The sequence below is a fragment of the Streptomyces sp. NPDC017940 genome (genome assembly GCF_044328435.1).
In the GTDB taxonomy this organism is placed as follows: Bacteria; Actinomycetota; Actinomycetes; order Streptomycetales; family Streptomycetaceae; genus Streptomyces.
Window position 1 is genome coordinate 366519 of the sequence record NZ_JBIRHJ010000005.1, and the last position, 26966, is coordinate 393484.

Consider the following 26966-nt stretch of genomic DNA (forward strand, 5'->3'; position numbering starts at 1 on the left):
TCACACTCCCGACCGCGCGATGCCAGGGACCCGTCCACACGGTGCCTTGCCTTGGGTCCTGCCTGGAGTTCGACGACGATCGTCGACTTGTGCGTCGAGGGACTGCGCACCCGGGAGGCGGGGTGATGGCCGGGGCCGTCCAGGGGGTGGACGAGCGACCGATCGGGCCGGGGGCGCGACCCGCCGAGCGGTTGGCCGGGTACGCGACCGCCGTGCTCGGCGGTGTCCTCGCCGGGGCGGGAGCGGTCGGCGCGGGCTGGTCCGCGCTCGGGGTGGACGCCTTCGACCTGTTCGGCGGGGCCGCGGTGAACGCCACCTCCGCTGCCAAGCGTCCTTTGCATCCTGCTGGCACTGGAGGCGGCGGTAGAGCCCCGCGAGCGTACGGTTCCTGACTGCCGGTGAAATGTGCGGGCGGGCGGCGGCGCGGGGGACGCTCCCCGCTCCTCATCGGCGCGCCGCGCGAAACCCCGTTCCGGGACCGCCACTTGCCGGTCGTCGACCCCCTCGTCGGCACCGAGAACGGCTGCGCCCGCGCCTACGGCAGCGAGCCGTCACCACCATCCCCACCCGACCGCCACCGCGCACGGCGCCCGCGCGTTCGCACCGTCGGAGCAGCGGTCGCACCGTCGGAGTAGCCGTGGATGCGGAGTGCGGACAGCTGGGGTGCAATCGGTGGTGACCAGCCGTACTCACTCCACCTGGGAGAAACTCCATGCGTATTCGCACGCTGACCGCGGCCGCCGCCCTCGCCTGTGTCGCCATCCTCGGCGGCGCCACCAGCGCCTCCGCCGCCCCGACTTCCGCACCCGTGGACGTGGACGACGAGCAGCTCTCGCACTACGGCCTCGTCGGCAGCAACGGGTCGGGGATGGGCGCGACCGTCGCGGACAACTTCCACCTCTGACCGATCCGCGTCGGAGCGAGGACCCGCGTCCACGAACGGGTTCCAAGAGAAACGGCCCCTCGCCCGAGGGGCCGTTTCTCGTTGCGTTCCCCACCGTGCCCGCGTCGCGGTGAGCCGCGAAGACGGGGCCGCGGGGACAAGCGGAACCCGCTGCGCTCCGCGGCGGCATCCGCTCATAGAGCTGTCGTCTGCGTCTGTTCGAGTGGAGAGCGCGCGCTGTCACGTTACGCGGCCCGGCTGTCGCGGCAGGTGATACAGCGACAGTAGCTGCATATTCCAGGAGGAATATCCTCATGCGTGTTCGTTCCACCATCCTCGCCGCCGCTCTCACCGTGTCCGTCCTGGCTGTCGGGGCCGGCGCGGCCGTCGCCGACGACCACGACCGCTACAACCCGCCCGTCGGGCAGAGCTACCACCACCAGGGAGTCGACCGCACCTACGACAGCGTGGGCGGTCAGCTCGGCATCGTCTGGTCGACGCTCAAGGGTCACGACAAGAAGGGCCACGGTCACCAGCCCCGCTGACGACCGCGCTCGCAGAGCAGGCAGCACCACGCCCCGAGCGGGCGTGGACACGCAGTCCCCTCCCGGGGCAGGGCCGGCGCAAGGGTCCCTGCCCCGGGAGGTGCAGTTCTGGGGCACTGCGGCTTCACCGCCTCGCGGAACTCCCTAGCCCAACCAGGTCACATCGGCGCCCAACCCTCCCCCGGCCGGTGCGTCCCCTTGGCCGGTGCTTGCCGTCCGGACGATGTTGGTGCCCGGTGTGCGTGCCGGTGGGTGACCTCGGCAGGCACAGGTACGAGAGCGAGGGAGCCCGCGATGCCGGAACTGTTCGTCGACGGCGAGTGGACCGGGGCCGTCCACGCTGCGCGGCGGGATGTGGTCAACCCGTTCGACGCGTCGGTGGTCCAGCAGGTCGACGACGCCGACGAGGCGGACGTCGACCTCGCGGTCAGGGCCGCGCGGCGCGCCTTCGACCGCGGCGACTGGTCGTCGGCGCCCACCCGGGAACGGGCCGATGTCCTGCTCAGGGTGGCGCGTTTCCTGCTGCGGGACCAGGAGGAGATCGCCCACGTCGAAACGCTCGACACGGGCAAGACGCTCGCCGAGGCCCGGATCGACGTCGAGGACGTCTCGAACGCGTTCCGCTACTTCGGTGAGATCGCCGACAAGGACGGCGGCCGGGTCGTGGACGTCGGCCCCGATGTGCTCAGCCGGGTCACCTACCACCCCATCGGTGTCTGCGCGCTCATCGCGCCGTGGAACTACCCGTTGCTCCAGGCCTCCTGGAAGGTCGCACCGGCGCTGGCAGCGGGCAACGCCTTCGTGCTGAAGCCCAGTGAGACGACGCCGCTGTCCACGGTCCACATGATGCGGCTGATCGCCGAGGCTGGCGCTCCCGCCGGGGTGGCGAACCTGGTGCTCGGCCCGGGTGCGACCGTCGGCGCCGCCATGGCGTCCCACCCCGAGGTGGACCTGGTCTCCTTCACCGGCGGTCTGGCCACCGGGCGTCGGATCATGGAGGCGTGCGCGCCGGGTGTGAAGAACCTCGCCCTCGAACTCGGCGGCAAGAACCCCAACGTGGTCTTCGCCGACTGCGACTTCGACGCCGCGGTCGACCACGCCCTCGAAGCGTCGTTCCTACACTCGGGTCAGGTCTGCTCGGCCGGGTCCCGGCTCCTGGTGGAGGACTCGCTGCACGACCGGTTCGTGGAGCGGCTCGCCGCCCGCGCGGGAGCGATCCGGCTCGGCGACGGGCTCGACCCGCGGACCGAGAGCGGGCCGCTCAGCTCGGCGGAGCACCGGGAGAAGGTCGAGGGCTATCTGGAGATCGCCCGTGGCGACGGCGCCCGCCTGGTGTGCGGCGGCCGGCGCCCGGACGACCCCGAACTGTCGCGCGGCTTCTTCCTGCTTCCCACCGTCTACGCCGACTGCGACCGCTCCATGCGCATCGTGCAGGAGGAGGTGTTCGGGCCCGTGGTGACGGTGGAGCGGTTCCGCTCCGAGGACGAGGCCGTGGAACTGGCCAACGACACCCGCTACGGCCTGGCGGGCGGCGTCTGGACGAACGACGCGAGCCGCGCCCAGCGGGTCGCCGCCCGGCTGCGGCACGGCACCGTCTGGATCAACGACTTCCACCCCTATGTGCCGCAGGCGGAGTGGGGCGGCTTCGGCCGTTCCGGCTTCGGCCGCGAACTGGGGCCCACGGGCCTGCGCGAGTACCAGGAGGCCAAGCACATCTACCAGAACCTGCGGCCGGCCCCCGGCGGCTGGTTCAAGGGCTGACGGAACAGGCCGACGGGACAGGGCCGACAGGACAAGGGCTGACAGGGCCGGGTGCGAGGCGAGGGCGACAGCATGGACGACGAGACGACGACCTACGACTACCTGATCATCGGCGGTGGTACGGCGGGCTCCGTACTGGCCGCGCGGCTCAGCGAGGATCCCGCCTGCCGGGTGTGCGTGGTGGAGGGCGGGCCGAGCGACGTCGGTGACGAGCGCATCCTGAAGCTCCGCAACTGGATCAATCTGCTCGGCTCCGAGTTCGACTACGGCTACACCACCGAGGAGCAGGCGCGCGGCAACTCCCACATCCTGCACTCCCGGGCCCGGGTGCTCGGCGGCTGCTCCTCGCACAACACCCTGATCAGCTTCCTGCCCTTCCCGCAGGACCTGGACGAGTGGGTGCGCAGCGGCTGCGAGGGCTGGGGTCCCGAGACGATCCTGCCGTACCGGTCGAGGCTCCAGAACACGATCGTGCCCGTCGGCGCGGCCGACCGCAACGCCATCGCGCAGGACTTCGTCACGGCGGCGAGCACCGGGCTCGGCGTGCCCGTCGTCGAGGACTTCAACGCCCGCCCGTTCACCGACGGCGCCGGGTTCTTCTCCCTCGCCTACGACCCGGCGACCAACAACCGTTCCTCCGCCTCGGTCGCGTATCTGCATCCCGTCATGGACCGCCCGAATCTGACGCTGCGTCTGGAGACGTGGGCCTACCGGCTCCTGCGCGACAGCGAGGGCCGCTTCACCCGCGTACAGGTCCGCAACCCCGACGGCTCGGTGTCGACGCTCGAGGCCGAGGCGGAGGTGCTGCTGTGCGCCGGTGCCATCGACACTCCCCGGCTGCTGCTGCTCTCCGGCATCGGGCCCGCCGACCAGCTGCGCGACCTGGGCATCGAGGTCCGCGCGGACCTGCCGGGGGTCGGGGAGAACCTCCTGGACCACCCCGAGTCGGTGATGGTGTGGGAGACCCGCGGGCCGCTGCCGCCCAACTCGGCGATGGACTCCGACGCCGGTCTCTTCCTGCGCCGCGACGCGGCGGGCGACCCGCGTCCCGACCTGATGTTCCACTTCTACCAGGTGCCGTTCACCACCAACACCGAACGCCTCGGCTACCCCGTTCCCGAGCACGGCGTCTGCATGACCCCCAATGTGCCCCGCGCCCGCTCCGTGGGCCGCATGTGGCTGCGCAGCGCGGACCCGACTGTCAAACCCGCCCTGGACTTCCGCTACTTCACCGATCCGGAGGGGTACGACGAGCGCACGATCGTCGACGGCCTGCGCATCGCCCGCGAGGTGGCGTCCACCGCGCCGCTCAGCGACTGGCTGCTGCGCGAGGTGGCGCCGGGCCCCGACGTGCGTTCGGACGCGGACCTGTCCGAGTACGGGCGCCGGGCCGCGCACACCGTCTACCACCCGGCGGGGACCTGCCGGATGGGCGCGGAGGACGACCCCCTCGCGGTGGTCGATCCCCAGCTGCGGCTGCGCGGGCACGACGGCCTTCGCATCGTGGACGCGTCCGTCTTCCCCACCATGCCGACCATCAACCCCATGGTCACCGTGCTGCTCGCCGCCGAGCGCGCCGCGGACCTCATCAGCGCCAGGCCCGCTCCCGTGCCGCTGGGCACGGAGGGAACGGGCCGGTGACCGCTTCCGGGACACCGGACGACACCGCGGCCGCGGCCCCCGGGGAGGAGAAGTCGGAGTTCCGCAAGGAGATGGGTCCGTGGGCGAACTTCGCCCTCGGATTCACCTACCTCTCGCCGGTGGTGAGCACCTACACCCTCTTCGGCACGGCCCTCGCCGACGGCGGCCCGCCCATGATCTGGGCCTTCGTCATGGCGGGCTGCGGACAGTTCCTCGTCGCGCTCGTCTTCGGCGAGGTCGTCGCGCAGTACCCGGTCGCGGGCGGGGTCTATCCGTGGGCGCGGCGGCTGTGGGGCAAGCGCTGGGCGTGGATGACCGGGTGGGTCTACATGTGGGCGCTGCTCGTCACGATCACCAGCGTCGCGTACGGCGCGGGGCCCTACATCGCGATCCTGCTCGGCTTCCGCCCCACCGTGCACACCACCGTCCTGTGCACGGTCGCGTTGATCCTCATCTCCGTACTCATCAACTACGCGGGTACGAAGGCCCTGTCGACGGCGGCGCTCATCGGGTTCAGCGCGGAGCTGCTCGGCGCGCTCGTCGTCGGAGTCATCCTCCTGACCACCCACCGCTTCCACGGCCTCGGCGTCCTCTTCGACGACTTCGGCGCCGCCGGTGACGGTTCCTATCTGCCCGTCTTCCTCGGCGCGGCGATCATCGGCTTCTACCAGTACTACGGTTTCGAGGCCTGCGGGGACGTCGCCGAGGAGGTCAAGGACCCCGGCAAGGTGATCCCCAAGGCGATGCGCCGCACCATCTACGTCGGCGGGGCGGCGGCGACGTTCACCTGCCTGACGCTGCTGCTCGCCGTCGTCGACTACCGGGCGGTGATCTCGGGCAAGGACAGCGACCCGGTGGTCGGGGTCCTCTTCGACGCCCTCGGCGAGGCGGGCGCACGGACCGTGATGGCCGTGGTCCTCATCTCCTTCCTGTCCTGCACGATCAGTCTGCAAGCCGCGGCCGGGCGGCTGATCTACTCCTACGCCCGCGACGAGATGATCATCGGGCACCGGCTGCTGCGGAAGTTCTCCGCGGCGCGCGCGGTCCCCCCGTACGCCCTGCTCATCGCGGCGGTCGTGCCCGCGCTCATCGCCGTCGGCTCGCTGATCTCCACAGACGCCCTGACCAAGATCGTGTCGTTTGCGATCCTCGGCATCTACGCCGCCTTCCAGATGGTCGTTCTCGCGGCGCTGCGGGCCCGCCTCAAGGGCTGGAAGCCGAGCGGCGCGTACCGGCTCGGCCGCTGGGGCATCCTGGTCAACGTCGGGGCACTCGCGTACGGGGTCTTCGCCGTCGTCAACATCGCCTGGCCCCGCACCCCCGAAGCCCCCTGGTACGACAATTGGATCGTGCTGCTCAGCGGCGGCGTCGTGGTGTTCGCGGGACTGGTGTACATGTTCACCACGCACCACTACGGACGCGGTGACGCTCCCTCGGGGAACGCCGTGCCCGACTAGGGCCGGGACTGGGGCTTGGGGAAAGGGCGGTGGAGATGGAGGAGGACAGGCTGGCGGCCTCCTACAGTGACGCCAACGCGTTCTTCCGGTTGTTCCGGCACTTGGGCTGGGGCGACCTGGTGAACCTCGGGTACTACACCCTTCCGACCCTGCCCGCGCTCATCGGCGGCCTCGCCTTCTTCCAGCGCCGCCTGGAGACGCACAGCCTGGCGCTCCTCGGAGCCAGGCCGGGGCACCGGGTCCTCGACGCCTGCTGCGGCCGCGGGCACACCACCGCCCGGCTGGGTGCGGCGGGCTGTGAGGCGGTCGGCGTGGACATCAGCGACCGGCAGATCGCCCAGGCCCGCGCCCGCTACGCACACGCCGCGAACACCGATTTCGCCGTGGCCGACGTCACCCGCCTCCCCCGGCGGGCCGACGGGGACGCGGTGGCGGAGACGCCGTTCGACCGGGTGCACTGCCTGGAGGCGGCCTTCCACCTGTCCCCCGAAGGGCGCCGGGCTCTGCACACCGAGGCCTACCGGGTGCTGCGGCCCGGTGGCCGTCTCGTCCTGGTCGACTTCACCTGGGCCACCGCGGACCCGGAGGAGATCCGGCGGCTCGATCCGCGGGGCCTTGCACGCGCCTCCTGGCAGATCGAGGGGTTCGAGCCCCTGGAGCGCCACCTGACGAACGCCGCCCGTGCCGGGTTCCTCGTCCGGCGTTCGCTGGACTGGACCCGGCCGGTCGTCGAACGTTCGCTGCGCCTGGGCACCGTCCTCACCCACCTCGCGGGCTCCCGCACCGGGCGCGGGCTGCTGTGCTTGGCCCGGCCCGGTCTGCGGGAGTTCACCGCGGCGGACTGGAGTCACACCGTCGACGTCCTGGCCGCCCACCGGTCCGTGGGACGGAGCGTGCGCTACTCCGCCCTGGTGCTCGACAAGCCGGGCGGCGCCGGAACCGGCACGCCGTAGCCTCGTCACCCCCGGTCGCAGGAGCCGCCGCCAGCGCCCCGTCAGGAACCGGGGATCAGGAACGGGGATCAGGAACGGGGGGTCAGGGACCCGAAGTCAGCAACCGGGAGTCAGGAACCGGGGAACTTCACGTGGTCGCCGTACCAGGAACCCGGAGGCCGTTCCCAGGACTTCAACGGGTTCCCGAAGCCGCCCTCGGCCTTGCCGTGGAGTGTGAGCAGGGCCGCCACCCCGTCGTTCTCCCCCTTGAAGAGGCCGATGTCCTGCCGCCCGTCGCCGTCGTAGTCGCCGGAGACGATGTGGCTGTGCCGGAAGGTCCAGGTGCCGGCGGGTGCCTTCCAGACCACGGCCGGGACCTCGAAGCCGCCCTGCGCGTTCGCCGCGAAGCGCCACAGGGACACCGACCCGTCCCCGTAGCCGTAGAAGGCGACGACCTCGTCACGCCCGTCGCCGTCGTAGTCCCCCGCCGTCAGCTTCGCCTCGTGGCCCCACCAGTTGCCCGGCGGCCTGGACCAGGAGGTGTGCGGCGCCGAGAAGCCGCTGCCGTCCGTGCCGAGGAGGGTGGAGAAGGTCACCGAGCCGTCCCGTGTGCCCTTGAAGAGCAGGACGTCCTGCCGTCCGTCGGCGTTGTAGTCGCCCGAGACGAAGTGGCTCTCGTCGAAGTGCCAGGTGTTCTTCGGCGCGCTCCACTGGACGGTGGGCGACAGGAAGCCGCCCTGCGCCGTGGTCTCGAAGCGCCACAGGGACACCGACCCGTCGGAGTAGCCGTAGAACGCGGCCAGTTCGTCGCGCCCGTCCCCGTCGTAGTCCCCTGCCGTCAGCTTCGTCTGGCTGCCCCACCAGTTGCCCGGCGGACGCTCCCACGTCTTGACCGGCGCCGCGTACCCGCCGTCCTTCTGCCCGAGCAGGGTGAGCAGCGCGGCCGAGCCGTCCGCGGCGCCCTTGAACAGGGCGGTGTCGCGGTAGCCGTCACCGTTGAAGTCACCCGTGGTGAGGCCGCTCTCCCGCAGGTCCCAGGTACCGGTGGGCGAGAGGTACGGGGTGCCCGACACCTCGAAGCCGCCCGCCTGGTTCGCCGCGAACCTGAAGAGCGTCACGGCGCCGTCGTCGTATCCGTACAGCGCGTTCAGGTCGTCCTGCCGGACCTCGTTGCCGGCGCGGTCCGGACGCTGCCGGAAGGCGATGCCCTTCTGCTCCTCGCAGGCGGCGAGGACGATCGGGGCACCGCTGCGGGTGGCGGCGTTCTCCACCTCCAGGCAGGGGGCGGCCGCCAGCGGCAGGGTGGTCCGGATCCACGCGTGCTCCTCCCTGCTGTCCAGCAGGAAGTTCACCCCGGGGTGGCCCGCGCAGCCCCACTGCTCGACCCGTGGACCCGCGGGCCTGCCCGGCACCGTCCGCGTCTCCACCGCCAGGCACTTGCCGCTGTGGGCGTTCACCAGCAGGACCGCGCCGCCGCCCGCGGACGAGGGCCGGATGAGCCAGCGCGCTCCGGGGTGACCCGCGCAGTCGCCCTGCTGGGCGGGTGCTCCGTCGACCGTCGAGGATGCCGCGACCTCCACGCACCTGCCGCTGCCCACGTTGAGGATGTTGATCGGGGTGTCCACGCCGCGCGGGCCGGCCGCCGAGGTGCGGAGGGCGGCGGCTCCCGCCGAGGCGGCCCTCGTGGACGCGGCTCCCAGGGGCGCGGTCCTCGTGGACGCGGTCCTCGCGGACGCGGTCCCTGTGGCGGCGGTCCCCGTGACGGCAGTCCCCATGGCCGCGGTCCCCGTAGTCGCGGTCCCCCTGGCCGCACCCCCTCCGGCCGTAACGCCTGTGCCCGGGGCGGCCGGTGCCGGAACCGCGGCCAACATCGGCAGCACGCCCAGCGCCAGGACCACACACCAGCGCCCCGGGGCCTTCCCTCCGTAGGCACGCCCGGCTCCCGTTGCCGACCCTCTTCGACCACCGACCCTCATGACGACCAGCCCCCTCTTCCCCGCTCCGGCTGCACAGCGAGGGCCGACCCTGGCACTCGTCACTGATACGCGGCTGACACGTCGGGCTGCCCCCTGGTTCCCGGTGATGCTCCCGGCGTCGAGCGACGTACCCATCTGGCGGCTCCGGCTCGCCGGAGGGGCACTCGAAGCCGTCCTGAGGCCGGGCGCCGTCCACCTCGTGGGGTGCTTCAATTCCCCCGGCCCCGCCAGCAGGGGCGGGGTTGGTTCGGGTGGCTTCGGAGGTGCTTCATGGCGGTGTGCGGGCCGTTACGGCGGTACGGGAGATGGCTGGGGCTGCTGGCGGCCTCGGCGGTGGGGGTGGGCGTGGTGGCGGTGGCGCCGGTGGGCCGGGCGGTGGCCGCGGCGCCCTCCGCCATCAACATCATCGCCGTGCACAGCGGCAAGTGCGTGGCGGTCGACGGCTCGTCGCAGCTTCCCGGTGCCCCGGTCGTCCAGGCCGAGTGTGCCGGGCAGGCGGGCGCCCTGTGGACGTTGCGCCCTGCCGCTTCGGGCGGCGGGGCCGTGAACGTGGTGAACGCGCTGAGCGGCCTGTGCCTGGAGCTGGGGGACGTTTCCGGGGTGGTGCGGGCGCGGCAGGCCGAGTGCGGCGGGCAGGAGGGCGCGGACTTCCGCTTCGAGGACCGGGGCACGTACGCGTGGGTCCAGCCGTCGGTGGGTACGCCTGCCAAGTGCCTGGAGGTGGCCGGGGCTTCGCACGCGCACGGGGCGCCGCTCGGGCTGACCGACTGCCACGGCCGCACGGGCACCGCCTTCCGCCAGCGTCAGCCGCAGACGGGCAACGATCCGGCGGAGGGCCCGCGGGCGCCGGTGGTGACGGCTGCCGATGTCGACGGCGACGCCAGGGCCGACCTCGTCGTCCTGGGGACCGAGGGCGTCGTCTCCGTCCAGCGGAATCTCGGCAGCCGTTTCGACAGCGGGACGCCGTGGAGCAGGAGTTGGTCCAACTACCTCGGCATGCCGGGGCAGGGGCGCCTGTACTTCGCCGACGTGACCGGCGACGGCAGGGCCGACCTCATCGTCCACGGCACCGACGGCGAAGTCAGCGTCCGCACCAACAAGGGCAACCACTTCGACGGCGGAACACCCTGGAGCAGGAGCTGGTCCAACTACCTCGGCCACCCAGGACAAGGACGCCTCTACTTCGCCGACATGAACGGCGACGCCAAAGCCGACCTCATCGTCCACGGCACCGACGGCGAAGTCAGCGTCCGCACCAACAAAGGCAACCACTTCGACGGCGGAACACCGTGGAGCAGGAGCTGGTCCAACTACCTCGGCCACCCAGGACAAGGACGCCTCTACTTCGCCGACATGAACGGCGACGCCAAAGCCGACCTCATCGTCCACGGCACCGACGGCGAAGTCAGCGTCCGCACCAACAAAGGCAACCACTTCGACGGCGGAACACCCTGGAGCAACAACTGGTCCGACTACCTCGGCATGCCGGGGCAAGGACGGCTGCACTTCGCCCAGGTGCTGGGGGACGTGAAGGCCGACCTCGTCGTCCAGGGCGCCGACGGCGCGATCAGCGGCCGCACGAACCTGGGCGACCGCTTCGACGGCGGGACCCCGATGGGCACCATCTGACCGAGCCCGCGGCACGGGACGGGAGGGGGAGCCCGAGCAGATCGCGGCACTGCGTGACCGGCTGGCACCGCGCGCCCTCGGCCTGCTCGTCGTCGACGCCGCCGCGGCCGTCCCGCTCAGCCGAACCGGCCCGCGGAGCTCGGGTGCAGGGTCCTGGGCTGCCGGGAACCCCGTCTGCGGTCGGTGAGGGCGGCGAGCAGTTCGGCGGGGTCGGGGCGCCGGTCCTCGCTGAGGTAGCGGATGCCGTCGCCCGTCGGCGGGGTGCCGGTCTCCGCGCCGATCGGATGCCGCTCGCTGACGGCCGTCCGCCATCCGTAGCGTTCGTCCCACACCAGGGCGGGCGTGCCGGAGCCGTCCAGGAGGACGGCCGCGGCGAGCACGTCGCCGTCCAGGCGCTGTACGCGGATGTCCTGTTCCACGGCGAGGCCGGCGTCCACCAGGACGTCGGTGACGCGCCGCAGGTACGGCCGGATCCGCCGGGTGCGCACCTCGGTCGCCGCGCTGACCAGGGCCGTGCGCCGCGCCGCCGCCGGGTAGCCGAGGCGCGTGGCCGCCTCCTGCGGGCTCAGGGTGGGTTCCGTCTGGAGCAGGTCGGCGATGTGCTCGCCGCGCAGCCGCGCCAGGACCCTTGCGGCAGCGTCGCGGGAGACGCCGATGCGCTCCCGGACCGCCTCGGGTGTCACCGCCGGATCGTCGTCGAGCAGTGCGGCCACCTGTACGGGCCCGTCCCAAGGGCGGCTGTCACGGCAGGCGTCGGCGTCCGCGCCGATAACAGTGTCCTCGCCGGTGTCCGTGGCGGGGGTCGGCTCGTCGCTGTTCCTGGTGTGCTTGCGGCGTTCGGCGCAGATCATCCCTTGCTCCCGGTCGGTGGTGGGTGCGGCCCGGGGCCGCGCCGGGCGCCGCCGGTGGTCCTGCGGCGCCCGGCCGTGATCAGGAGCAGGGCTTGTAGAAGTGCTTCCACCCGCTGGTGGGCATCGACGGCGGCTGGGCGGGGGTGCCGCTCGCGCCGTACCGCTGCTGCACCTCGTAGCTGTACTTCCCGGAGCCGCTGCCCGGCTCGGTCGGGCGCACGGCCCGTTCCCACACGCCGTCACCGTCGTTGTTGAGGATCGCGAGGTCGGGGTTCGTGATCTTGTCCGGGCGGCCGTCACCGTCGAGGTCGCCGACCAGCGTGGTCGCACCGGCCAGGCACGGGGTCACCGCGGCTGCCTTGCCGAACCGCTCCCCGCCGTCCGCGGCCGGCGAGCCGGACGCGCTTGCCTGGTATCCGGCGGCGGTCAGGGGCAGGGCGACGGCCGCGACCGGCGCCGCGATCAGACGTGAACGCTTGCGAAGCATCTGCGAACTCCTTGTCTCCTTGCTGCTCGGCCGTGCTTCAAGTCCGGCCCTCTCGCCGCGCCGCATCAAGTGGCGTTCTGGGTACGGGGCGTGGGGATCTCTCGGACGAGCACGGTTCCAGCCTGCGGCGCGCCCCCTCCCAGCCGCCAAGAAAGCCGGGCAGTTCGGGACGCTGGAACGACAAGGCACCACTTGAGCAGGGGAAATGGCAGCAATCTGGAACGACCGGGTGGAACGCGGCAGCACCCAGGAAGCACCCAGAAACCAGCCGACAGGGCCGGGAACCCGTGCGGTCGCGCCACCGGACACCTTCCGCGACGGCCGCGCCGACAGCTGCGGAATTGTCGATTATCGATAGGGCGCACTACGCTCGGACATATCGAAAAACGATAGGAAGGCGCGCGGTGAACACACGTCTCATACGGATCCTGGCCTCGGTCACCTTTGCATTGGCGATGGTCTGTGGCCTCGCGTTCCTCGGCAAGGGGGCCATGCGTGTGCTCGACGACGGGGCGATCTGCGCGCGGACGGGCTTCTGGGCGAACGCCGCACTGGCCCCCGACAGCCTGCCGGTCGCCGCGGGCGTGCAGGCATCGAGCAGCACCACCCGCCTCTGCCGGGACGATCCCTCGATGGGGCAGCGGGCAGCCGACCTCGGCGGCGAACTGCCCTGGCTCCTCTTCGCCTGCCTCGCCCTGCTGCTGTTCTCCCGGCTGCTCGACACCGTCCTGCTGCGGGGTCCGTTCACCGACGCGGTGTCTCAGCGGCTGACGGTGCTCGGCTGGTTCGTCGCCGTGGGCACCCCGCTGGCCGGCCTCGCGGCCGGCTGGTCGCACTCCTGGCTCGTCGACAGCATGGCGCCCACCGTGGGGTCCGGGCCGACGTTCACCGGGCCGCAGGTGCTCATCCTCGCCGGTCTCGCCGCCGTGGTCATGGGGAAGATCATGCGTCAGGGCGTACGCATGCGAGAGGACCTCGAAGGGACCATCTGATGCCCGACGAGGAACTCCACTCGATCCGGATCCACCTCGACCGGGTCCTCGCGGAGCGCGGCATGACGCTCACCGAACTGTCCGAGCGGGTGGGCATCACCGTGGTCAACCTGTCCGTGCTGAAGAACGGGCGAGCCAGGGCCATCCGGTTCTCCACCCTGTCGAGGATCTGTGACGTCCTCCGGTGCCAGCCGGGAGACCTCATCACCCACGACCCCGCCGACCCCGCCTGACCGGCCGGTCCGGCGGGGCGGCGGGCCGCGTCAGCCGACCGGCGTCACGCCGGGTCGATGCGGTGGACGCTGCCGCCTATGTCGAGGACGTACAGCTCGTTCCGCGGGCCCTGGATGAACGAGACGACCTCGCCGCCGTTGACCTGGAGGTCGCTGACGCCCGTCACCTTGCCGTCCTTCATCCGCAGGGCGCGGACGGTGCCGTCGCAGTAGTCGCTGTACACGTACTGGCCCCGCAGGGCCGGGACGGCCTTGCCCCGGTAGACGTATCCGCCGGTCACCGAGCAGCCGAGGCCGTTGCGGTCGTACTCGTACACCGGCGGCACATGGTTCGCGGGTTCCGTGCCGCCACGGAAGGGATGGGTGCCCTCCATCTGGGACCAGCCGTAGTTCTCACCGCCCTTGCTCCTGGCCGGGGCCCAGTCGATCTCCTCCCACGCGCTCTGGCCGACGTCCCCGAGCAGCAGGTCGCCGGTGCCCGCGTCGAACGAGAACCGCCACGGATTGCGCAGCCCGTACGACCAGATCTCGTCCCTGGCCTTCGGGTCGCCCACGAACGGGTTGTCCTTCGGGATCGCGTACGGCTTGCCGCCCCTCGGGTCGATCCGCAGCAGTTTGCCCAGCAGCGTGTCGAGGTTCTGCCCATAGCCGTGCGGGTCACCGCCCGCGCCGCCGTCGCCGAACGCGATGTAGAGGTAGCCGTCGGGGCCGAACTTGATGTCGCCGCCGTTGTGGTTCGAGTAGGGCTGCGTCTGGGTGAGCACGGTGCGCCGGCTCTCCGGCCGGATTCTGCCGTGCCGTACGGCGAACTCGTCGATGGTGCTGGTGCCCTCGAGGTCGGTGAAGGAGAGGTACACGTGCGCGAACTTCTTGTCGAACGCGAGGCCCAGCAGGCCGCGCTCGCCGTCGGTGGTGGTCTCGGCGGAGATGTCGATGACGGGATCACTGAGGCCGCGCGGGCTCAACACGCGTACGGTGCCCGCGCGTTCGGCGATCCAGACGGTGCCGCCGGGGCCCGCGGTGCCCGCGATGGGGTTCTTGGCCGTGGCCACCTTCGTCAGCTGGACCTTCGGAGTCTGCCGTGGGGCGGCGGACTCGTCGGCCGACGCCGTGGTCAGGGCGAGGGAAGCAGTGAGGCACAGGGCGCCTATGATCGCCGAGCTTCTGGTGCGAACGTTCACCGTGATCCTCCTGGAGGCGGCGAAGGGGAAGGTCACCCGGCTGCTCGGGACAGAGGTGAAGGGGGTGTCGTCCGTGCCGGCACGCAACCTGGGTGGGGGGACGGTGTGCTACTGGCTGCGGATGAGAATACTGGGACACACATGCCTGGTATAGACCATGACTTCAACCAACCACCCGGGCAGGTACGCCCCGTGCGGGCACTTCCAGCCACCGGATGCCCTTCGGCACCCGCGCCTCCCGGCCACTCTGTCGTGGCGCGTCGGTGACCGATAGACTGGACGCGCACGGTCAGGCAGGCGGCCGCAGTGAACCATCGAGTCCGAGGGGTTCCATGAGTGAGCCGCTGAACGTCGCCTGGCCCGCCGAACCGCCCTCCGCGCGGGTGCTACCGGCAGCGCGCCCCGCGTCCCCGCCCGAACCCGTCGCACCGGGCGCCGACGGGGACTACGGCCTGCTGCTCGTGGACGACCACGAGGACAACCTGTTCGCCCTGGAGCAGGCCCTGACCCCGCTGGGGCGGCGGATGTTCCGGGCGGGCAGCGGCGAGCAGGCACTGCGCTGCGTGCTGCGCGAGAAGATCGCCGTGGTGGTGATGGACCTGCTCCTGCCCGGCATGGACGGGCTGGAGACCGTGACGTATCTGCGCCGCCTCGAGCACACGCGGCTGCTGCCCGTGGTCCTGGTCACCGGAGTCGGGCGTGACGACGCCGTGGCCGAGCGGGCCTACCGCCTCGGCGTGGGCGGGTTCCTCCTCAAGCCCATAGACCCGTGGTCACTGCGCACCCATGTCCGCGCTCTGGCCGAGCTCTACGTCCACGCCCGCCACTCCGGCACCGCGGGCCCCTCCGGCGCCGGAGCCCTGCCGGGTGGTCAGGGTCGCGGTTGAGTGCTCCCCGGTGCCTGCCGCGAAGGGCTGCCCGGGGATTGTGCTCCCACGGGGTTTTCCTGTGAAGGTCTTCCGTGCGGGCGTGAAGGCAGCGAGTCATAGTCACCTTCCGTCTTTGCGCCCAATGCCTCTCCACCATGAGGCGGTTCGCCGTGAACGGGGCCGAAGTTCACTCTCGTGAGTGCTCCTCGGTCTCAAGAACCTTTCCCTCCTGACGAGTTCACACCTCCGCTTCCCACGACGTCGGGGTCGGCATTCGACGGTCTCCGGTGACTCCCGCACATCACTCACCTGTGCCAAGGTGGGTACTTCCATGAGTGCAGCCGCTGTTGCCGACCGTCTGGCTCACCGTCCGGGCAAGGCCACCTCATACGGTCAATCGGTACGCCAGGGTGTTGAGCAAGAGCTATTCTCGGCCACACGTACCAGTTATGCGAAACATGAACATGGTGCGTCGCGGGCGTTCCCCCTGTCCGCCGCCAAGGCCGAAGAAGAACCGAGAAAGGGCCGACCTTATGACTGAATCCACGACCACCGCCACGGCACTGGCATCACAGTACGCCGCGCAGGTCACCAGCGACCTCGAACGCAACATCAAGGAGCAGGAACGTATCCGTACGGAGATCGACACGCTCCAGGAGCAGCTGAGCGCCCTGCTGCACGACCACACGGTGCTGACCAACATCGGCCAGGCGCTGGACACCCCGTCCGCGCCCGCCGGGTCGGAGCAGGCACCTCAGGACGCCGTGATCCCCGCCCCCCGCGGCAAGGGATCCACCACGTCCGGCAAGGCCAAGAAGCAGCCCGCGGCCAAGAAGACACCGGCCGCGCGGCGCCCGGCGGGCAAGAAGCAGACCCGCAAGACCGCGCCCGCCAAGACGGCCCCAGCCGACGCCGCGCCCGCCAAGGCCGCTGCCAAGCCCGCCACCGCCAAGGCCGCGCCCGCCAAGGCCGCCGAGCCCACCCTGGTGGACCTCGTGCGCGGTCACCTCGCCGCGCAGTCCGAACCGCGCTCCGCGGCCGAGGTCGCCACCGACCTCGGCAAGGCGCACCCCGAGCGTGGCATCAAGACCACGGTCGTGCGCACCACGCTCGAGAACCTGGTGGCCAAGAACCGGGCCCAGCGCACCAAGCAGGGCACGTCGGTCTTCTACACGGCACCGGACGAGGCCGCCGCCCCCGAGGCCAAGGACAAGGACAAGGTCCAGCCCAAGTCCGAGGCCGGCCAGGGCGAGTGACGTCCCGCCGAGGGTGACACCTGCGGAATAGGGGGCGTCCGTCGAGCATTGGCTTCAGACATGACTGACACACCCTTCGACCCACGCGCCCTGCTCGCCGAAAGCCGGCTCGGTGTGCTCGCGACGATCAAGGCGGACGGCCGCCCCCAGCTCTCCCCCGTCACCCCCTTCTACGACCGCGGGGCCGATGTCATCCAGGTGTCGATGACCGAGGGGCGGGCCAAGACGGTGAACCTCCGCCGGGACCCGCGGGCCACCCTCGAAGTCACCAGGCCCGACGGCTGGGCCTGGGCCACGGCCGAGGGCACGGCGACCCTCACCGGCCCCGGCAGCGACCCGCACGGCCCCGAGGTCGAGGCCCTGGTGCGCTACTACCGCGCCGCCGCCGGGGAGCACCCCGACTGGGACGAGTACCGCGCGGTGATGGTCGCCGACCGCAGGGTGCTCATGACGATGGCGGTCACCCACGTATACGGCGGCAAGGTCCGCTGACCCAGCCCGTATGTGTGTACGGGTACGCGGTGCGAGACATGTACGGGTAGGCGTGTGAGACATGTACGGGTACGCGTACGGCGCATGCGGGGAGGGCCGGAGCCCGTGGGTTCAGCTGCCGGCCCTCCACCCGATGGTGACCTCGGGGTAGGCGGCGTCCGCGGTGTCGAGCGACGGTGACGTCGTGGTGCGGCCGCGCAGCCAGTGGTCGAAGAAGGCGCGCACGTAGTCACCCGTGACCGCGTGCGCGCGTCGCCCCTCGGCCGTGCCGAAGAACTTGGCGAAGCGCTCCGCGGTCCACACCTCGTCGAGCCTCAGCTCGACGCCGAGGGTCGCCAGGTCGTTGAAGCTGTAGTGCCGTGCGCCCGCCAGGACCATACGGCGCCCCCAGGCCGTGTGGTGGGTCATGAAGTCGGTCCACGTCGGCAGTTCCATGGGCTCGGTGAACAGCAGGAAGGGCTGCCGCAGGCCGCTGAGCACCGCGTCCGTCTGTAGCGCGCCGTCCAGACACACGCCCGCGGTGAACCGGGCATCGGTGCGCAGCGCCTCGGCGGCCGCGGAACCGCCGAGCGAGTGGCCGAACACTCCGGCACCACCACGCCGTACCGACCTCATGATGTCCGCGGGAAGCCGCGTCGCGCGCTTCCCCGTCAGTACGTCGAGCACGAAGCTGAGGTCCGCGGCACGCACGTCGGAGTACTTGCGGAGCACCGCCGGATCGCCGGTGCCGGGGTTCTGCGGGACGACCCGCCCGTCGGGGAACTCGGTCGGGCCGTCATAGGTGTGGTTCACGGCGACGACGACGTAGCCGTGGCTCGCGAGGTCCTGGGCGAAGGTCGTGCCGGTGGCCGCCGGGTCCTGGCGGCCCGGGCCGAAGAACACCACGGGCGCCGCACGCAGGCGGGGGTGCACCGGGGCGTCCCGCCAGGCGTCGGTGCGCACCCGGCCGAGGGAGCCCGGGGGCAGTTCGAAGCGCTGCTCGACGACCGGTTCGAGGCCGGGCGTGAGGTACGGGGCGCGCTCACCGCGGGGCGCGGCGGTCGCGTACCAGACCTGGACCATCAGTTCGCGCGGTGTCCTGGTGGGCGCGAACGGGTCGTCACGGCGGTCGTCGACGAGGTGGCAGGCCCGGGTGCCGACCGCGTACGGGCCCGTGGGCGCGGGCAGCGCCACGGGGGCTTTGGCGGGCGCGGCGGGGGCACCTGCGGGGGAAGCGGCGGCCGGTGCGGCCCCGGTCCCCGCGGTGACACCGGCGGCGACCGCCGTCGCCCCGACCACGGATGCGCGAAGTATGGAACGGCGCGGGAGCCTTCCCGACGGCTGGTCAGTCATGTGCTGTGCTCTCCTCGACGGCTCGGGCACGGGCGGGTCGCCCGGTGGGTCACCTGCCTCGTGACCCTATGCCGGTCCGTCAGGTCGCCGCGTGGGCAGGGCGGCTCGGGCGGCTCTCCCGCCCTCCCGGGTGGCGGTGGCGCCACACCCAGAACACCGTGCTCGCCACCAGGGCCCAGCCGCCGAGCACGAGGTAGGGGAAGAGGTGCTGGTGGCCGTTGAAGTACACGGCCGTGTGCTGGGCGTTGACCGAGGCTCCCGGAGGCAGCCAGCGGCCGATGTGTCCGAGCGCGGACGGCAGCAGCGGCCAGGACACGGCGCCGCCCGACGACGGGTTGCCAAGGAGCACCATCAGGCCCCATGTCGGGATCATCGACCAGCGCCCGACCAGGGTGTTGAACATGGTGAAGACCATGCCGGAGGTGAACAGGGTGAGGGCCAGGACGAGCCAGGACTGGACGAACGGCAGATCGAGGGCGCCCAGCCACCAGTCGACCACGGCCGCGATGGCGAAGGCCCCGAGGAGGGCGTAGGCGAGGGTGAACGCGATGCGCTCGGCGGGGTTGAGCCCGCGGGCGTGCACACTGAGCTGGATGGCGCCCACGAAGCCGATGATCACCGCGGCCAGTGAGATGTAGAAGATCGCCAGGCCCCGCGGGTCCCCGGGTTGCAGGGGGTTGAGGTCGGTGACGGTCACCGGGACCTTCAGGGTCCGGCCCACCTTCGCCGCGGTCTCGGCGAGCAGGTCGGCCACCGAGGCGCCGGAAGCGGCGGAGACGTCGAAGCGGATGCGTTCGCCCTCGCGGGCGTCGAGGATCGCGAAGACCTCCTGCTGCTCGACGGCCTCGCGTGCGGCGCCCACCGTGTCGTAGCGGTGGACCTCCACCGAGGCGTCGAGCGCCTTCTCCATGCCGGTCAGGAAGGCCTCGCCCCGCGTGCCGTGCCCCGCTCCGACGACCGCTGTGGGCACCTGGCGCGGGGTGGGGTTGGCCATGGCGTACGTATAGGAGCCCGCGAAGAGACCGGCGGCCGCGGCCAGGATGAACAGCAGCACGGTGGCCGGCAGGAACGGTGACTCCTTGAAGGCCGCCCAGCGCTGGGGCCAGCCGGGCTTCCGGCCGTGTTCTCCGTGCGGGGGTCGTTCTCCGTGCGGGGGCCGCGGGTGGGCCCCGCCGGACGACGCGCCGGGTGGCACATCCGGCGCCGCGCCGGACGAAGCGTCAGACGAGGGCGAACTTCCGGGAATATCAGACATAACGCAACGCTAGATCATCCCGGTGCGGGAACCGCCGGGGCAGGCGTCGGTGGCCAGGTGATTCTTCCCCGCGATTCCTCCGCCGCCACGGTGGATCCCTCCATGTGGCTGCGGGGCGCGGGCACGTTCCCCGAGGATGGACGGCGTCGGCAGTCGTCGTTCGGGCGTACGGCCCTGGGTGGGGGGATGAGCTGTGCCACAGCAGTTGACCATGCGGCTCGGTGACGGCACGGAGGAGGTCGCCGTGTTCGAGGTCGACGTCGACGGCGGTGTCGACACCGGCGCCACCGACCTCGATCTGGCGGCCGGTGGCGGGGTGGTCGCGCGGGCACGCGTGTCGCTGGAGGAGGCTCTCGGCCGGATCGAGCCGACGCTGGCCAAGGTCGCCGGCACCCTGCGCGAGCTGGGACCCGACTCCGCGGAGCTGGAGTTCGGTCTGAAGATGGGCGGTGAGACGGGTGTGATCATCGCCAAGGGGACGGCCGAAGTGAACTTCTCCGTCCGGCTGACGTGGAACCGCCCCTGACCCGATGGGAGCGCAGCGCGAGGGATTCGTCGTCAAGGTCCGCGACACGGCGACGGGTGCGCCGGTCGGCGTCGGTTTCGTCGTCGGTGACAAGGAGATCGTGACCTGCGCCCATGTGGTCAATGTGGCCATCGGGCGACAGAAGGGCTGCGTGGAGCGGCCTGCGGGCGACGCCCGGGTGCAGGTGGAGTTCGTGCTGCTCGGCGACGCGGAGGGAGCACCGCTGCGGCACTGCCGCATCGGCTCCTGGGACCCGCCGCCCGGCGACGGCGCCCTGGGCAGGGACGTGGCGGGGCTCGTGCTCGTCGGCGGTGACACGCTGCCCGTCAGCGCGGGCGCGGCCCGGCTCATCGACGCCCGCACGGGCCTGGTCGGCGACACCCGGGTCAAGGCCTTCGGCTACCCGGGCAATCCCCCCAGGAAGGCCAACGGTGCCTGGAGCACCTGTGTGCTGCGCGGCGCGGTCGGCGGTGGCCTCGTGCAGCTCGACGCGGAGAGCGAGTCCGCGCTGCGGGCCCAGCCGGGGTACAGCGGATCGCCCGTGATCATCACGGACCGGTGGGGTGACGCCGTCGTCGGCATGCTCGCTCTCGCCAGCCGTGAGGGCGCCGCCCATGACGCGTACGCCGTACCGCTGTCGGAGGTCTCCGCCGCCTGGCCCGAGGCCCTGGGGCGGGGTGTGCTGCCGCCGTGCCCCTACCGGGGGTTGCAGGCGTTCAGCGCCGAGGACGCGCTCGCGGGGGTGTTCGTCGGCCGGGAGCGCGAGGTGGAGCGGCTGCGGACGATGGTCAAGACCCAGCCGCTCGTGATGGTGACGGGGCCCTCGGGGGTGGGCAAGTCGTCCCTCGTGGCCGCGGGCCTGCAACCCCAGCTCGCGACGGAGGGGTGGGCGGTCGCCTCGTTCCGGCCCGGGATGTCCCCCTTCGACGCCGTGGCCCGCGCCCTCCTCGAACTGGAGCACCCGCGGCGGACCCCCAGCCTGGAGGAGCTGGAGCACCGGGCCCGCGCCCTGCGGGAGGAGGGTTTCTGGACGGTCGCCTCCCGGCTGCGGGTGCTCACGGGGCGCCGCCTCGCGCTGATCGCCGACCAGTTCGAGGAGGTCCTGAGCGGCAGCGCCGACCGGGCGCAGCAGCTGGAGTTCCTGGAGCGGCTGCTCCCGCCGGCGGACGTCGCACAGGACCCCGGGGTCCGCCTCGTCGCGACCCTGCGGGCGGACTTCCTGCCCGACCTGCTCGAACTGCCGGACATCGGGCCCCGCCTCCAGGACCGGCAGCTGAACGTGTCCCCGCTGGACGAGGCGGCCCTCATCCGGGTGATCGTCGAACCGGCGTCGGTGGCCGGGGTCACCTTCACGCCCGGGCTCGCCGAGGCCATTGCCGCCGAGGCGAGCAGGGCCGCGGGCAGCCTGCCGCTCCTGGAGTTCACCTTGACGGAGCTGTGGGCCCTCCAGCACGACCGGCGGCTCAGCTTCGACAGCTACCAAAGCCTCGGCGGTGTCTCGGGAGCGCTGAACCAGCACGCGGAGAAGGCCTACAGCCTGCTGGCGCAGCACCTGGACGAGCCCCGGATCCGCCGGGTCCTGCTGTCCATGGTCCGTGCCCGCGGCGGAGCCACCAGCGCCGTCCGTGTCACCGTCCACCGCGCGCACCTCGGCAAGGACTGGTACATCGCACAGCTCCTCGCCGATCCCGAACAGCGCCTCGTGGTCCTCGGCAGCGGCGGGCCCGACACCGCTGAGATCGCGCACGAGGCGCTGATCCGGGAGTGGGCGAGGCTCGCCGCCTGGGTGGAGGAGGACGCCGACTTCCAGCAGTGGCTCGCCGTGGTCGAGGAGCGCGCGACGGAGGCGGACCTGCTGTCCGCGACGCGCCTGGCGGAGGCCGACCGCTGGCTGGGCGAGCGCGCGGCCGACATCCCCGAAGCCGTCGTCCGCCTCATCGAGTTCAGCCGCGACGAGATCACCGCGCAGCAGCGTACGGAGCAGATGCTGAGCGCGTCCCAGGAGCTGACCGCTCAACTCCAGCAGCGTTCGGCCGAACTGGAGGCCTCGCAGCAGGCGCTACAGGCGTCCAACACCGAGCTGGAGCACAAGGCGGAGCTGCTCGCGCGGCAGAACCGCGACATCGAGATCAAGAACACCGAGATCGAGGAGGCCCGGCAGGTCCTTGAGGAACGCGCCGAGCAGCTGGTGGTCTCGATGCGCTACAAGTCCGAGTTCTTCGGGAACATGTCGTACGAGTTGCGTTCGCCCCTGAACTCGCTGCTGATCCTCGCCAAGCTCCTCGCCGACAACGCCGAGGGCAATCTGACGCCCCGGCAGGTGGAGTTCGCCGAGACGATCCACGGCGCGGGCTCGGACCTGCTCCAGCTCATCAGTGACATCCTCGATCTGTCGCGGGTCGAGGCGGGCAAGATGGACGTCAGCGCCACCCGGATCGCGCTCGTGCGACTCGTGGACTACGTGGAGGCCACCTTCCGGCCGCTGACCGAGGAGAAGGGGCTCGGCTTCTCCGTACGCCTGTCCTCGGAGCTGCCCGCCACGCTGCACACCGACGAGAGCCGGGTGTTGCAGGTGCTGCGCAACCTCCTGTCCAACGCGGTGAAGTTCACCGACAGCGGGGCGGTGCGGCTCTCCGTCCTGCCCGGCGGGGCCGATGTGCCCGACGCGATCCGGGAGCAGCTGCGGGAGGCCGGTTCGCTGCACTCCCCGCAGGACGGCCTGATCGCGTTCTCGGTGTCCGACAGCGGCATCGGCATCCCCGCCGACAAGATGCGGTCGATCTTCGAGGCGTTCCAGCAGCTGGACGGCACGACGAGCCGCAAGTACGGCGGTACGGGCCTCGGGCTCGCGATCAGCCGGGAGGTCGCGCGCGTGCTCGGCGGCGAGATCCACGCGGTGAGCGAACCAGGGCACGGCTCCACGTTCACGCTGTATCTGCCGCTGCACTCGCTCGATCAGCCGCCGCACGTGTCGGTGCCGTCGTTCGACGGTCCTTCGGAGTTCCTTCCCCCGCTGTCCGCGGCGCCCGCGGCGACGGCCCGCGCGGGGCGGACGCCGCCCCGCTTCGACGGGGAGAAGGTACTGATCGTCGACGACGACATCCGCACCGTCTTCGCCCTGACGGTGAGCCTGGAACAGCACGGCCTCACGGTGCTCTACGGGGAGAACGGTCAGGAGGGCCTCGAGATCCTCGGCAGGCACGAGGATGTCGCGATCGTCCTCATGGAGATCATGATTCCGGAGATGGACGGCTACGCGACCATGTCGGCGATCCGCGCGATGCCGCAGTACGCGCGGCTGCCCATCATCGCCCTGACCGCCAAGGCTCTGAAGGGCGACCGGGAGAAGGCGATGACCGCGGGAGCCTCGGACTACGTCACGAAACCGGTCGACCCCGACCATCTGCTGGCGCGGATCAAGTACTGGACCGGGATGCCGAAGGACACCTGACCCGGCGGCCACCCTAAAATCCGCGTAAAAACGTACCGTTATGCTGGGGTTTCTTGTACGTGAACAAGGGGGCCGAGCAAGTGCAGCGAGCAGTCGTGCGGGTGATGGTGGTGGACGACGAGAACCTGGTCCGGGAGGGGCTGCGGCGCATTTTGCAGACCTTCGACGGCGTCGAGGCGGTCGCCGGCTGCTCGGGGGCGGCGGCCGCGGACCAGGCTCTGCTGCACCGCCCCGACGTGGTGCTGCTCGACCTGCGGATGCCGGACCGGGACGGCCTGACGGTCCTCGCCGACCTGCGGGCGCTGCCCACGCCGCCCGCCGTCGCCCTCCTGACCACCTTCGACGCCGAGGAGCACCTGTCCGCCGCCCTGCGCGGCGGGGCGGCGGGCTTCCTGCTCAAGGACACTCCCCCGGCGCAACTGGATTACGCGATCAAGGAGTTGGCGCGGGGCGGCAGCGTGCTCGCGCCCCGCCTCGCCCGCACGGTCGTACGCCACTACGCGGGCACCGGCGCACCGGGCCCGGCGACGGCCGCGTCCCGAGCGGGCTCCCCCGCTCCCGAGCTGACCGGCCGTGAGCAGGACGTGCTCGAACTGCTCACCGCCGGCCTCTCCAACGCGGAGATCGGGCACCGCCTCTTCATCGGCACCACCACCGTCAAGGACCACGTCAGTGCCCTCCTGGTGAAACTGGGGGTCAGCAACCGCGTGCAGGCCGCCGTGCACGCCCACCGCCTCGGGCTTGTGCCTGCGGACCCGCTCGCCGGGGACGCCGCCGACCGATGAGGTTCGACCGCCGCACCGCCGAACGTGGCGTGGCACTGCTCGCCTGTGCCGAGCTCCTGACCGTCGCCGGGACCTTCGGTCCCCTCGGCCTCGCCGTCTGCTCGGTCGCTCTGCTCGCCCTACCCCTGCGCCGCCGCTTCCCGCTGAGCACCCTCGCGGCGACGCTGCCCGCCACCGTCACCGAATACCTGTGGCTCCCCGCCATGCTCGCCATGTTCGTGGTGGCCTGCCGGGCGTCGCACCGGGTGATCGCGGGCTGCGGGGCGCTGCTGTTCGTCGCCGCGCTCGTTCCGTGGCCGCCGGCCGCGCTCCTCGACCACTCACGGCCCGAGGTCCTCACCATGATCGAGGGCGCGGGGCTGCTGAGCCTCGGACCGATCGTCCTCGGCCGCCTCCTGGCCACGCGCGACGAGCTCAAGGACCGCCTGGCGGACCTGGCGGCCTCCCAGGACAGGGAGCGGCGTCTTGAGGCCCAGCGGGCGGTGGCACGGGAGCGATCCCGCCTGGCGCGCGACATGCACGACACCGTCTCGCACCACGTCGGCATCATCGCCGTGCAGTCCGGGGTGCTCAGCGCCACCGAGTCCGACGCGGAGCGACGGGCGGACATCGAGGTGGTGCGCGAGCACAGCGTGCGGGCCCTGGAGGAACTCCGGGACATGGTGGGCGTCCTGCGCGGCGCCGATCCCGCGGCGGCGGCCGCGGCAGGCCGGACCCGCCTCACCGACCTGCACGGGCTCACCGCCGAGAGCCTGCTCGACGTCAGCGTGCACATCGCCGTGGCGCCCGGGTCCGGCTGGGACCCCGCCCTGGAGGCGTGTGCCTTCCGCGTCGTGCAGGAAGCCCTCAACAACGTACGCAAGCACGCGCCCGGGGCACCGGTGCAGGTCTCCGTCCTCGCGCCGGAAGGGGAGCGCGCGCTCGTCGTCGAGGTCAGCAACGGGCCGCCGACCGCCGACCGGTCCGCGCCCGCCCTGCCCGCCGGGGGCCACGGCCTCGCCGGACTGCACGAACGCGTGGCCCTGGTGGGCGGCAGCGTCACCGCACGCCCGACCGCGGACGGCGGCTTCTCGGTACGGGCGGTGCTGCCGCGGTGAGGCCCGGTCCGGCGCCGGAGACGCCCGGGGCCCTCCACCCGGAGGGGGCCGGTGGACGGTTACGGGCAGGGGGGCGTCCCGGCCAGCATGGTTCCCGGCCACGACGCCAGGACCAGGCGGTGGCCGCCGCCGGCGAGCACATCCCGCCCGCCGTGACGACCGTGACGACGCCGCCCGTACCGACGGTGCGGCAGGGGGAGACCCAAGTGATGACGACACAGCAGCGCCACCCCGCGATCCGCCGTGCCTCGCTGGTGGGCGTGGCCGCACTCACCGCCAGTGCCCTGTTCGCGGGCGCCGCCCCGGCCCTGGCCGCCCACGCCGCCGAGTCCCGCGCCGCGAGGACGGTGGCCTCGGCCGCCGAGGGGATGCCCGAGCTGACCGCGGAGCAGCGGCGCTTCATCGAGGACGGCATGGGTCCCGAGGCGATGGCCGAGCTGACCCGCGCCATGAACGAGGGCGGCGCCGACGGCGAGATCCGACCGCGGGCCTTCCCGATCGCCGCCGTGGCCATCGGCGCCGCCGCCTGGTGCGCCAAGGGCGCCGTGGCGAGCATTCCCACCTCGGTGCTCAGCGACGTCGCCGACGGCAAGTTCTCCGGCAGGGGCACCTACGTCAAGAACGCCATCATCGGCTGCCTGGGCGGCGAGATCGGCGGTGTGGTCTGGAAGTTCCTGCCGGGCTGGGTCAAGAACAAGGCCGTCGCCATGGTGGCCGCGTTCATCATCAAGTACATCCGCTAGGCGTCGCACGCACATCGACATCCGGGGTCCGCGCTCTCATGGCTTATGTCTTCATCATCTGCTGCTTCGTCCTCCTCTCGGTGGTCACCCTGCTCGCCGCCCGCGTCGGCCGTCGCGGTCAGGTCTGCGACCGCAGCATCGGGTACGACGTACCGGACGAGGTCAAGCGCGACCCCGCGCTGCGGGCGAGGGCCAACCAGCTCGTCGCGCACTGGTGCACCGGCGCGGCGATCCTCAGCCTCGCGCCGCTGGTGCCGATCGTCAGGGTCCTGCTCGCCGACGGCGACCGGGCGATCGGCACCGCCGAGCTGCTCGTCGTCGCGGCGTACGGTCTGGTCGTGGTGGTCGTGGCCGGTTATCCGTTCGAGAAGATCAAGCACCTGGCGCGCTGAGCGCACGGCCGCCGCCTCCGGCCGACCGGATCCGTCCGGTCGGCCGGAGGCATGTCGGTCTTCCGGACGGCGCTTCCGTCGGCCGGAGGCCTTTCGGTCTCCCGTCGCGGCCGGAGCGGCCGAGGGCGTCGGCGGTGTCAGCGGTGTCGGCGGGCTGCGCGGGGCGGTGACATCGTCCAGTGCCTTCCCCACAGCCCGAC

General features: G+C 71.8%; 25 protein-coding genes and 2 pseudogenes. 21 read left to right on the forward strand and 6 right to left on the reverse strand.

What is annotated here, in order from left to right:
* Window positions 1-125: 125 nt before the first annotated feature.
* The 8 genes from ACH4DX_RS19655 to ACH4DX_RS19690 all read left to right on the forward strand — a co-directional run bounded on the left by ACH4DX_RS19655 (window position 126) and on the right by ACH4DX_RS19690 (window position 7240).
* A complete protein-coding gene (locus ACH4DX_RS19655) occupies window positions 126-392 on the forward strand; it encodes a hypothetical protein (RefSeq protein WP_398156037.1) in 267 nt (88 codons plus the stop codon).
* A gap of 6 nt (window positions 393-398) precedes the next feature.
* Window positions 399-635 (forward strand): darcynin family protein, encoded by a 237-nt coding sequence (locus tag ACH4DX_RS19660; RefSeq protein WP_398156038.1) that lies wholly within the window; start codon window positions 399-401, stop codon window positions 633-635.
* A gap of 77 nt (window positions 636-712) precedes the next feature.
* Window positions 713-904 carry a hypothetical protein gene (locus ACH4DX_RS19665; RefSeq protein ID WP_398122361.1) on the forward strand — a complete coding sequence of 64 codons (192 nt, stop codon included), beginning with the start codon at window positions 713-715 and terminating at the stop codon, window positions 902-904.
* 293 nt (window positions 905-1197) lie between these two features.
* Window positions 1198-1428 carry a hypothetical protein gene (locus ACH4DX_RS19670; protein ID WP_398122360.1) on the forward strand — a complete coding sequence of 77 codons (231 nt, stop codon included), beginning with the start codon at window positions 1198-1200 and terminating at the stop codon, window positions 1426-1428.
* Between the two features lie 294 nt (window positions 1429-1722).
* A complete protein-coding gene (locus tag ACH4DX_RS19675; protein WP_398156039.1) occupies window positions 1723-3189 on the forward strand; it encodes an aldehyde dehydrogenase family protein in 1467 nt (488 codons plus the stop codon).
* A 72-nt stretch (window positions 3190-3261) separates the two neighbouring features.
* Window positions 3262-4830, forward strand: a complete 1569-nt coding sequence (locus ACH4DX_RS19680) for a GMC family oxidoreductase (RefSeq protein ID WP_398156040.1) — start codon at window positions 3262-3264, stop codon at window positions 4828-4830.
* A 71-nt stretch (window positions 4831-4901) separates the two neighbouring features.
* Window positions 4902-6287: an APC family permease gene (locus tag ACH4DX_RS19685; RefSeq protein ID WP_398156226.1), complete on the forward strand. Its 1386-nt coding sequence runs from the start codon at window positions 4902-4904 to the stop codon at window positions 6285-6287.
* A gap of 35 nt (window positions 6288-6322) precedes the next feature.
* Window positions 6323-7240 carry a methyltransferase domain-containing protein gene (locus ACH4DX_RS19690; RefSeq protein ID WP_398156041.1) on the forward strand — a complete coding sequence of 306 codons (918 nt, stop codon included), beginning with the start codon at window positions 6323-6325 and terminating at the stop codon, window positions 7238-7240.
* Between the two features lie 110 nt (window positions 7241-7350).
* On the opposite strand, the gene ACH4DX_RS19695 is transcribed toward ACH4DX_RS19690, so the two are convergent.
* Entirely contained in the window at window positions 7351-8994 is a 1644-nt protein-coding gene (locus ACH4DX_RS19695) for an FG-GAP-like repeat-containing protein (protein WP_398156042.1), read from the reverse strand.
* A 471-nt stretch (window positions 8995-9465) separates the two neighbouring features.
* Here ACH4DX_RS19695 and ACH4DX_RS19700 point away from each other — a divergent pair, with 471 nt between their 5' ends.
* Window positions 9466-10824 (forward strand): FG-GAP-like repeat-containing protein, encoded by a 1359-nt coding sequence (locus tag ACH4DX_RS19700; RefSeq protein WP_398156043.1) that lies wholly within the window; start codon window positions 9466-9468, stop codon window positions 10822-10824.
* A 116-nt stretch (window positions 10825-10940) separates the two neighbouring features.
* On the opposite strand, the gene ACH4DX_RS19705 is transcribed toward ACH4DX_RS19700, so the two are convergent.
* Both ACH4DX_RS19705 and ACH4DX_RS19710 read right to left on the reverse strand, forming a co-directional pair.
* Window positions 10941-11675, reverse strand: a complete 735-nt coding sequence (locus tag ACH4DX_RS19705) for a DUF6292 family protein (protein WP_398156044.1) — start codon at window positions 11673-11675, stop codon at window positions 10941-10943.
* A 79-nt stretch (window positions 11676-11754) separates the two neighbouring features.
* Window positions 11755-12162, reverse strand: a complete 408-nt coding sequence (locus ACH4DX_RS19710) for a hypothetical protein (RefSeq protein ID WP_398156045.1) — start codon at window positions 12160-12162, stop codon at window positions 11755-11757.
* Between the two features lie 404 nt (window positions 12163-12566).
* On the opposite strand from ACH4DX_RS19710, the gene ACH4DX_RS19715 reads away from it, so the two are divergent.
* Together ACH4DX_RS19715 and ACH4DX_RS19720 are read left to right on the forward strand one after the other, a co-directional pair.
* Window positions 12567-13154, forward strand: coding sequence for a DUF2975 domain-containing protein (locus ACH4DX_RS19715; protein WP_398156046.1), 588 nt, complete (start codon window positions 12567-12569; stop codon window positions 13152-13154).
* Entirely contained in the window at window positions 13154-13387 is a 234-nt protein-coding gene (locus ACH4DX_RS19720) for a helix-turn-helix domain-containing protein (protein WP_398156047.1), read from the forward strand. The genes ACH4DX_RS19715 and ACH4DX_RS19720 overlap by 1 nt, the downstream gene beginning before the upstream one ends.
* Window positions 13388-13431: 44 nt before the next feature.
* Here ACH4DX_RS19720 and ACH4DX_RS19725 read toward each other — a convergent pair whose 3' ends face one another.
* On the reverse strand, window positions 13432-14568 hold the full coding sequence (locus ACH4DX_RS19725) for a PQQ-dependent sugar dehydrogenase (protein ID WP_398156048.1): 1137 nt from the start codon (window positions 14566-14568) through the stop codon (window positions 13432-13434).
* A 332-nt stretch (window positions 14569-14900) separates the two neighbouring features.
* Between ACH4DX_RS19725 and ACH4DX_RS19730 the strand changes: the two genes are divergently transcribed.
* From ACH4DX_RS19730 to ACH4DX_RS19740, 3 genes are all read left to right on the forward strand, one after another.
* Entirely contained in the window at window positions 14901-15455 is a 555-nt protein-coding gene (locus tag ACH4DX_RS19730) for a two-component system response regulator (RefSeq protein ID WP_398156049.1), read from the forward strand.
* Window positions 15456-15970: 515 nt separating this feature from the next.
* Complete coding sequence (locus ACH4DX_RS19735; protein WP_398156050.1) at window positions 15971-16693, forward strand: hypothetical protein; 723 nt, start codon at window positions 15971-15973, stop codon at window positions 16691-16693.
* A gap of 60 nt (window positions 16694-16753) precedes the next feature.
* On the forward strand, window positions 16754-17185 hold the full coding sequence (locus tag ACH4DX_RS19740; RefSeq protein WP_398156051.1) for a PPOX class F420-dependent oxidoreductase: 432 nt from the start codon (window positions 16754-16756) through the stop codon (window positions 17183-17185).
* Between the two features lie 111 nt (window positions 17186-17296).
* On the opposite strand, the gene ACH4DX_RS19745 is transcribed toward ACH4DX_RS19740, so the two are convergent.
* On the reverse strand, window positions 17297-18463 hold the full coding sequence (locus ACH4DX_RS19745) for an alpha/beta hydrolase (RefSeq protein ID WP_398156052.1): 1167 nt from the start codon (window positions 18461-18463) through the stop codon (window positions 17297-17299).
* 133 nt (window positions 18464-18596) lie between these two features.
* Window positions 18597-19772, reverse strand: a complete 1176-nt coding sequence (locus tag ACH4DX_RS19750) for an ABC transporter permease (RefSeq protein WP_398156053.1) — start codon at window positions 19770-19772, stop codon at window positions 18597-18599.
* Between the two features lie 193 nt (window positions 19773-19965).
* Here ACH4DX_RS19750 and ACH4DX_RS19755 point away from each other — a divergent pair, with 193 nt between their 5' ends.
* The 7 genes and pseudogenes from ACH4DX_RS19755 to ACH4DX_RS19785 all read left to right on the forward strand — a co-directional run bounded on the left by ACH4DX_RS19755 (window position 19966) and on the right by ACH4DX_RS19785 (window position 26766).
* Entirely contained in the window at window positions 19966-20298 is a 333-nt protein-coding gene (locus ACH4DX_RS19755; RefSeq protein ID WP_398122344.1) for a CU044_2847 family protein, read from the forward strand.
* A gap of 4 nt (window positions 20299-20302) precedes the next feature.
* A pseudogene (locus ACH4DX_RS19760) lies at window positions 20303-22081 on the forward strand (AAA family ATPase); the annotation flags it as partial.
* A gap of 126 nt (window positions 22082-22207) precedes the next feature.
* A pseudogene (locus ACH4DX_RS19765) lies at window positions 22208-23749 on the forward strand (hybrid sensor histidine kinase/response regulator); the annotation flags it as partial.
* 104 nt (window positions 23750-23853) lie between these two features.
* Window positions 23854-24534 (forward strand): response regulator, encoded by a 681-nt coding sequence (locus tag ACH4DX_RS19770; RefSeq protein ID WP_398156227.1) that lies wholly within the window; start codon window positions 23854-23856, stop codon window positions 24532-24534.
* Complete coding sequence (locus ACH4DX_RS19775) at window positions 24531-25631, forward strand: sensor histidine kinase (RefSeq protein WP_398156054.1); 1101 nt, start codon at window positions 24531-24533, stop codon at window positions 25629-25631. Before ACH4DX_RS19770 ends, ACH4DX_RS19775 begins: the two co-directional genes overlap by 4 nt.
* A 119-nt stretch (window positions 25632-25750) precedes the next feature.
* The gene (locus ACH4DX_RS19780) at window positions 25751-26374 is read left to right on the forward strand and encodes a hypothetical protein (protein WP_398156055.1); all 624 of its coding nucleotides are present in this window, start codon (window positions 25751-25753) and stop codon (window positions 26372-26374) included.
* A 38-nt stretch (window positions 26375-26412) separates the two neighbouring features.
* Window positions 26413-26766 (forward strand): hypothetical protein, encoded by a 354-nt coding sequence (locus tag ACH4DX_RS19785; RefSeq protein ID WP_398156056.1) that lies wholly within the window; start codon window positions 26413-26415, stop codon window positions 26764-26766.
* The last annotated feature ends 200 nt before the right edge of the window (window positions 26767-26966 follow it).

Coding starts and splice junctions, on each gene's coding strand:
- ACH4DX_RS19665 (WP_398122361.1), top strand. CDS start 713: ATGCGTATTCGCACGCTGACCGCGGCCGCCGCCCTCGCCTGTGTCGCC.
- ACH4DX_RS19695 (WP_398156042.1), bottom strand. CDS start 8,994: ATGGGGACTGCCGTCACGGGGACCGCCGCCACAGGGACCGCGTCCGCG.
- ACH4DX_RS19730 (WP_398156049.1), top strand. CDS start 14,901: ATGAGTGAGCCGCTGAACGTCGCCTGGCCCGCCGAACCGCCCTCCGCG.
- ACH4DX_RS19670 (WP_398122360.1), top strand. CDS start 1,198: ATGCGTGTTCGTTCCACCATCCTCGCCGCCGCTCTCACCGTGTCCGTC.
- ACH4DX_RS19720 (WP_398156047.1), top strand. CDS start 13,154: ATGCCCGACGAGGAACTCCACTCGATCCGGATCCACCTCGACCGGGTC.
- ACH4DX_RS19685 (WP_398156226.1), top strand. CDS start 4,902: ATGGGTCCGTGGGCGAACTTCGCCCTCGGATTCACCTACCTCTCGCCG.
- ACH4DX_RS19705 (WP_398156044.1), bottom strand. CDS start 11,675: ATGATCTGCGCCGAACGCCGCAAGCACACCAGGAACAGCGACGAGCCG.
- ACH4DX_RS19655 (WP_398156037.1), top strand. CDS start 126: ATGGCCGGGGCCGTCCAGGGGGTGGACGAGCGACCGATCGGGCCGGGG.
- ACH4DX_RS19690 (WP_398156041.1), top strand. CDS start 6,323: ATGGAGGAGGACAGGCTGGCGGCCTCCTACAGTGACGCCAACGCGTTC.
- ACH4DX_RS19785 (WP_398156056.1), top strand. CDS start 26,413: ATGGCTTATGTCTTCATCATCTGCTGCTTCGTCCTCCTCTCGGTGGTC.
- ACH4DX_RS19775 (WP_398156054.1), top strand. CDS start 24,531: ATGAGGTTCGACCGCCGCACCGCCGAACGTGGCGTGGCACTGCTCGCC.
- ACH4DX_RS19680 (WP_398156040.1), top strand. CDS start 3,262: ATGGACGACGAGACGACGACCTACGACTACCTGATCATCGGCGGTGGT.
- ACH4DX_RS19675 (WP_398156039.1), top strand. CDS start 1,723: ATGCCGGAACTGTTCGTCGACGGCGAGTGGACCGGGGCCGTCCACGCT.
- ACH4DX_RS19710 (WP_398156045.1), bottom strand. CDS start 12,162: ATGCTTCGCAAGCGTTCACGTCTGATCGCGGCGCCGGTCGCGGCCGTC.
- ACH4DX_RS19735 (WP_398156050.1), top strand. CDS start 15,971: ATGACTGAATCCACGACCACCGCCACGGCACTGGCATCACAGTACGCC.
- ACH4DX_RS19770 (WP_398156227.1), top strand. CDS start 23,854: ATGGTGGTGGACGACGAGAACCTGGTCCGGGAGGGGCTGCGGCGCATT.
- ACH4DX_RS19750 (WP_398156053.1), bottom strand. CDS start 19,772: ATGTCTGATATTCCCGGAAGTTCGCCCTCGTCTGACGCTTCGTCCGGC.
- ACH4DX_RS19740 (WP_398156051.1), top strand. CDS start 16,754: ATGACTGACACACCCTTCGACCCACGCGCCCTGCTCGCCGAAAGCCGG.
- ACH4DX_RS19700 (WP_398156043.1), top strand. CDS start 9,466: ATGGCGGTGTGCGGGCCGTTACGGCGGTACGGGAGATGGCTGGGGCTG.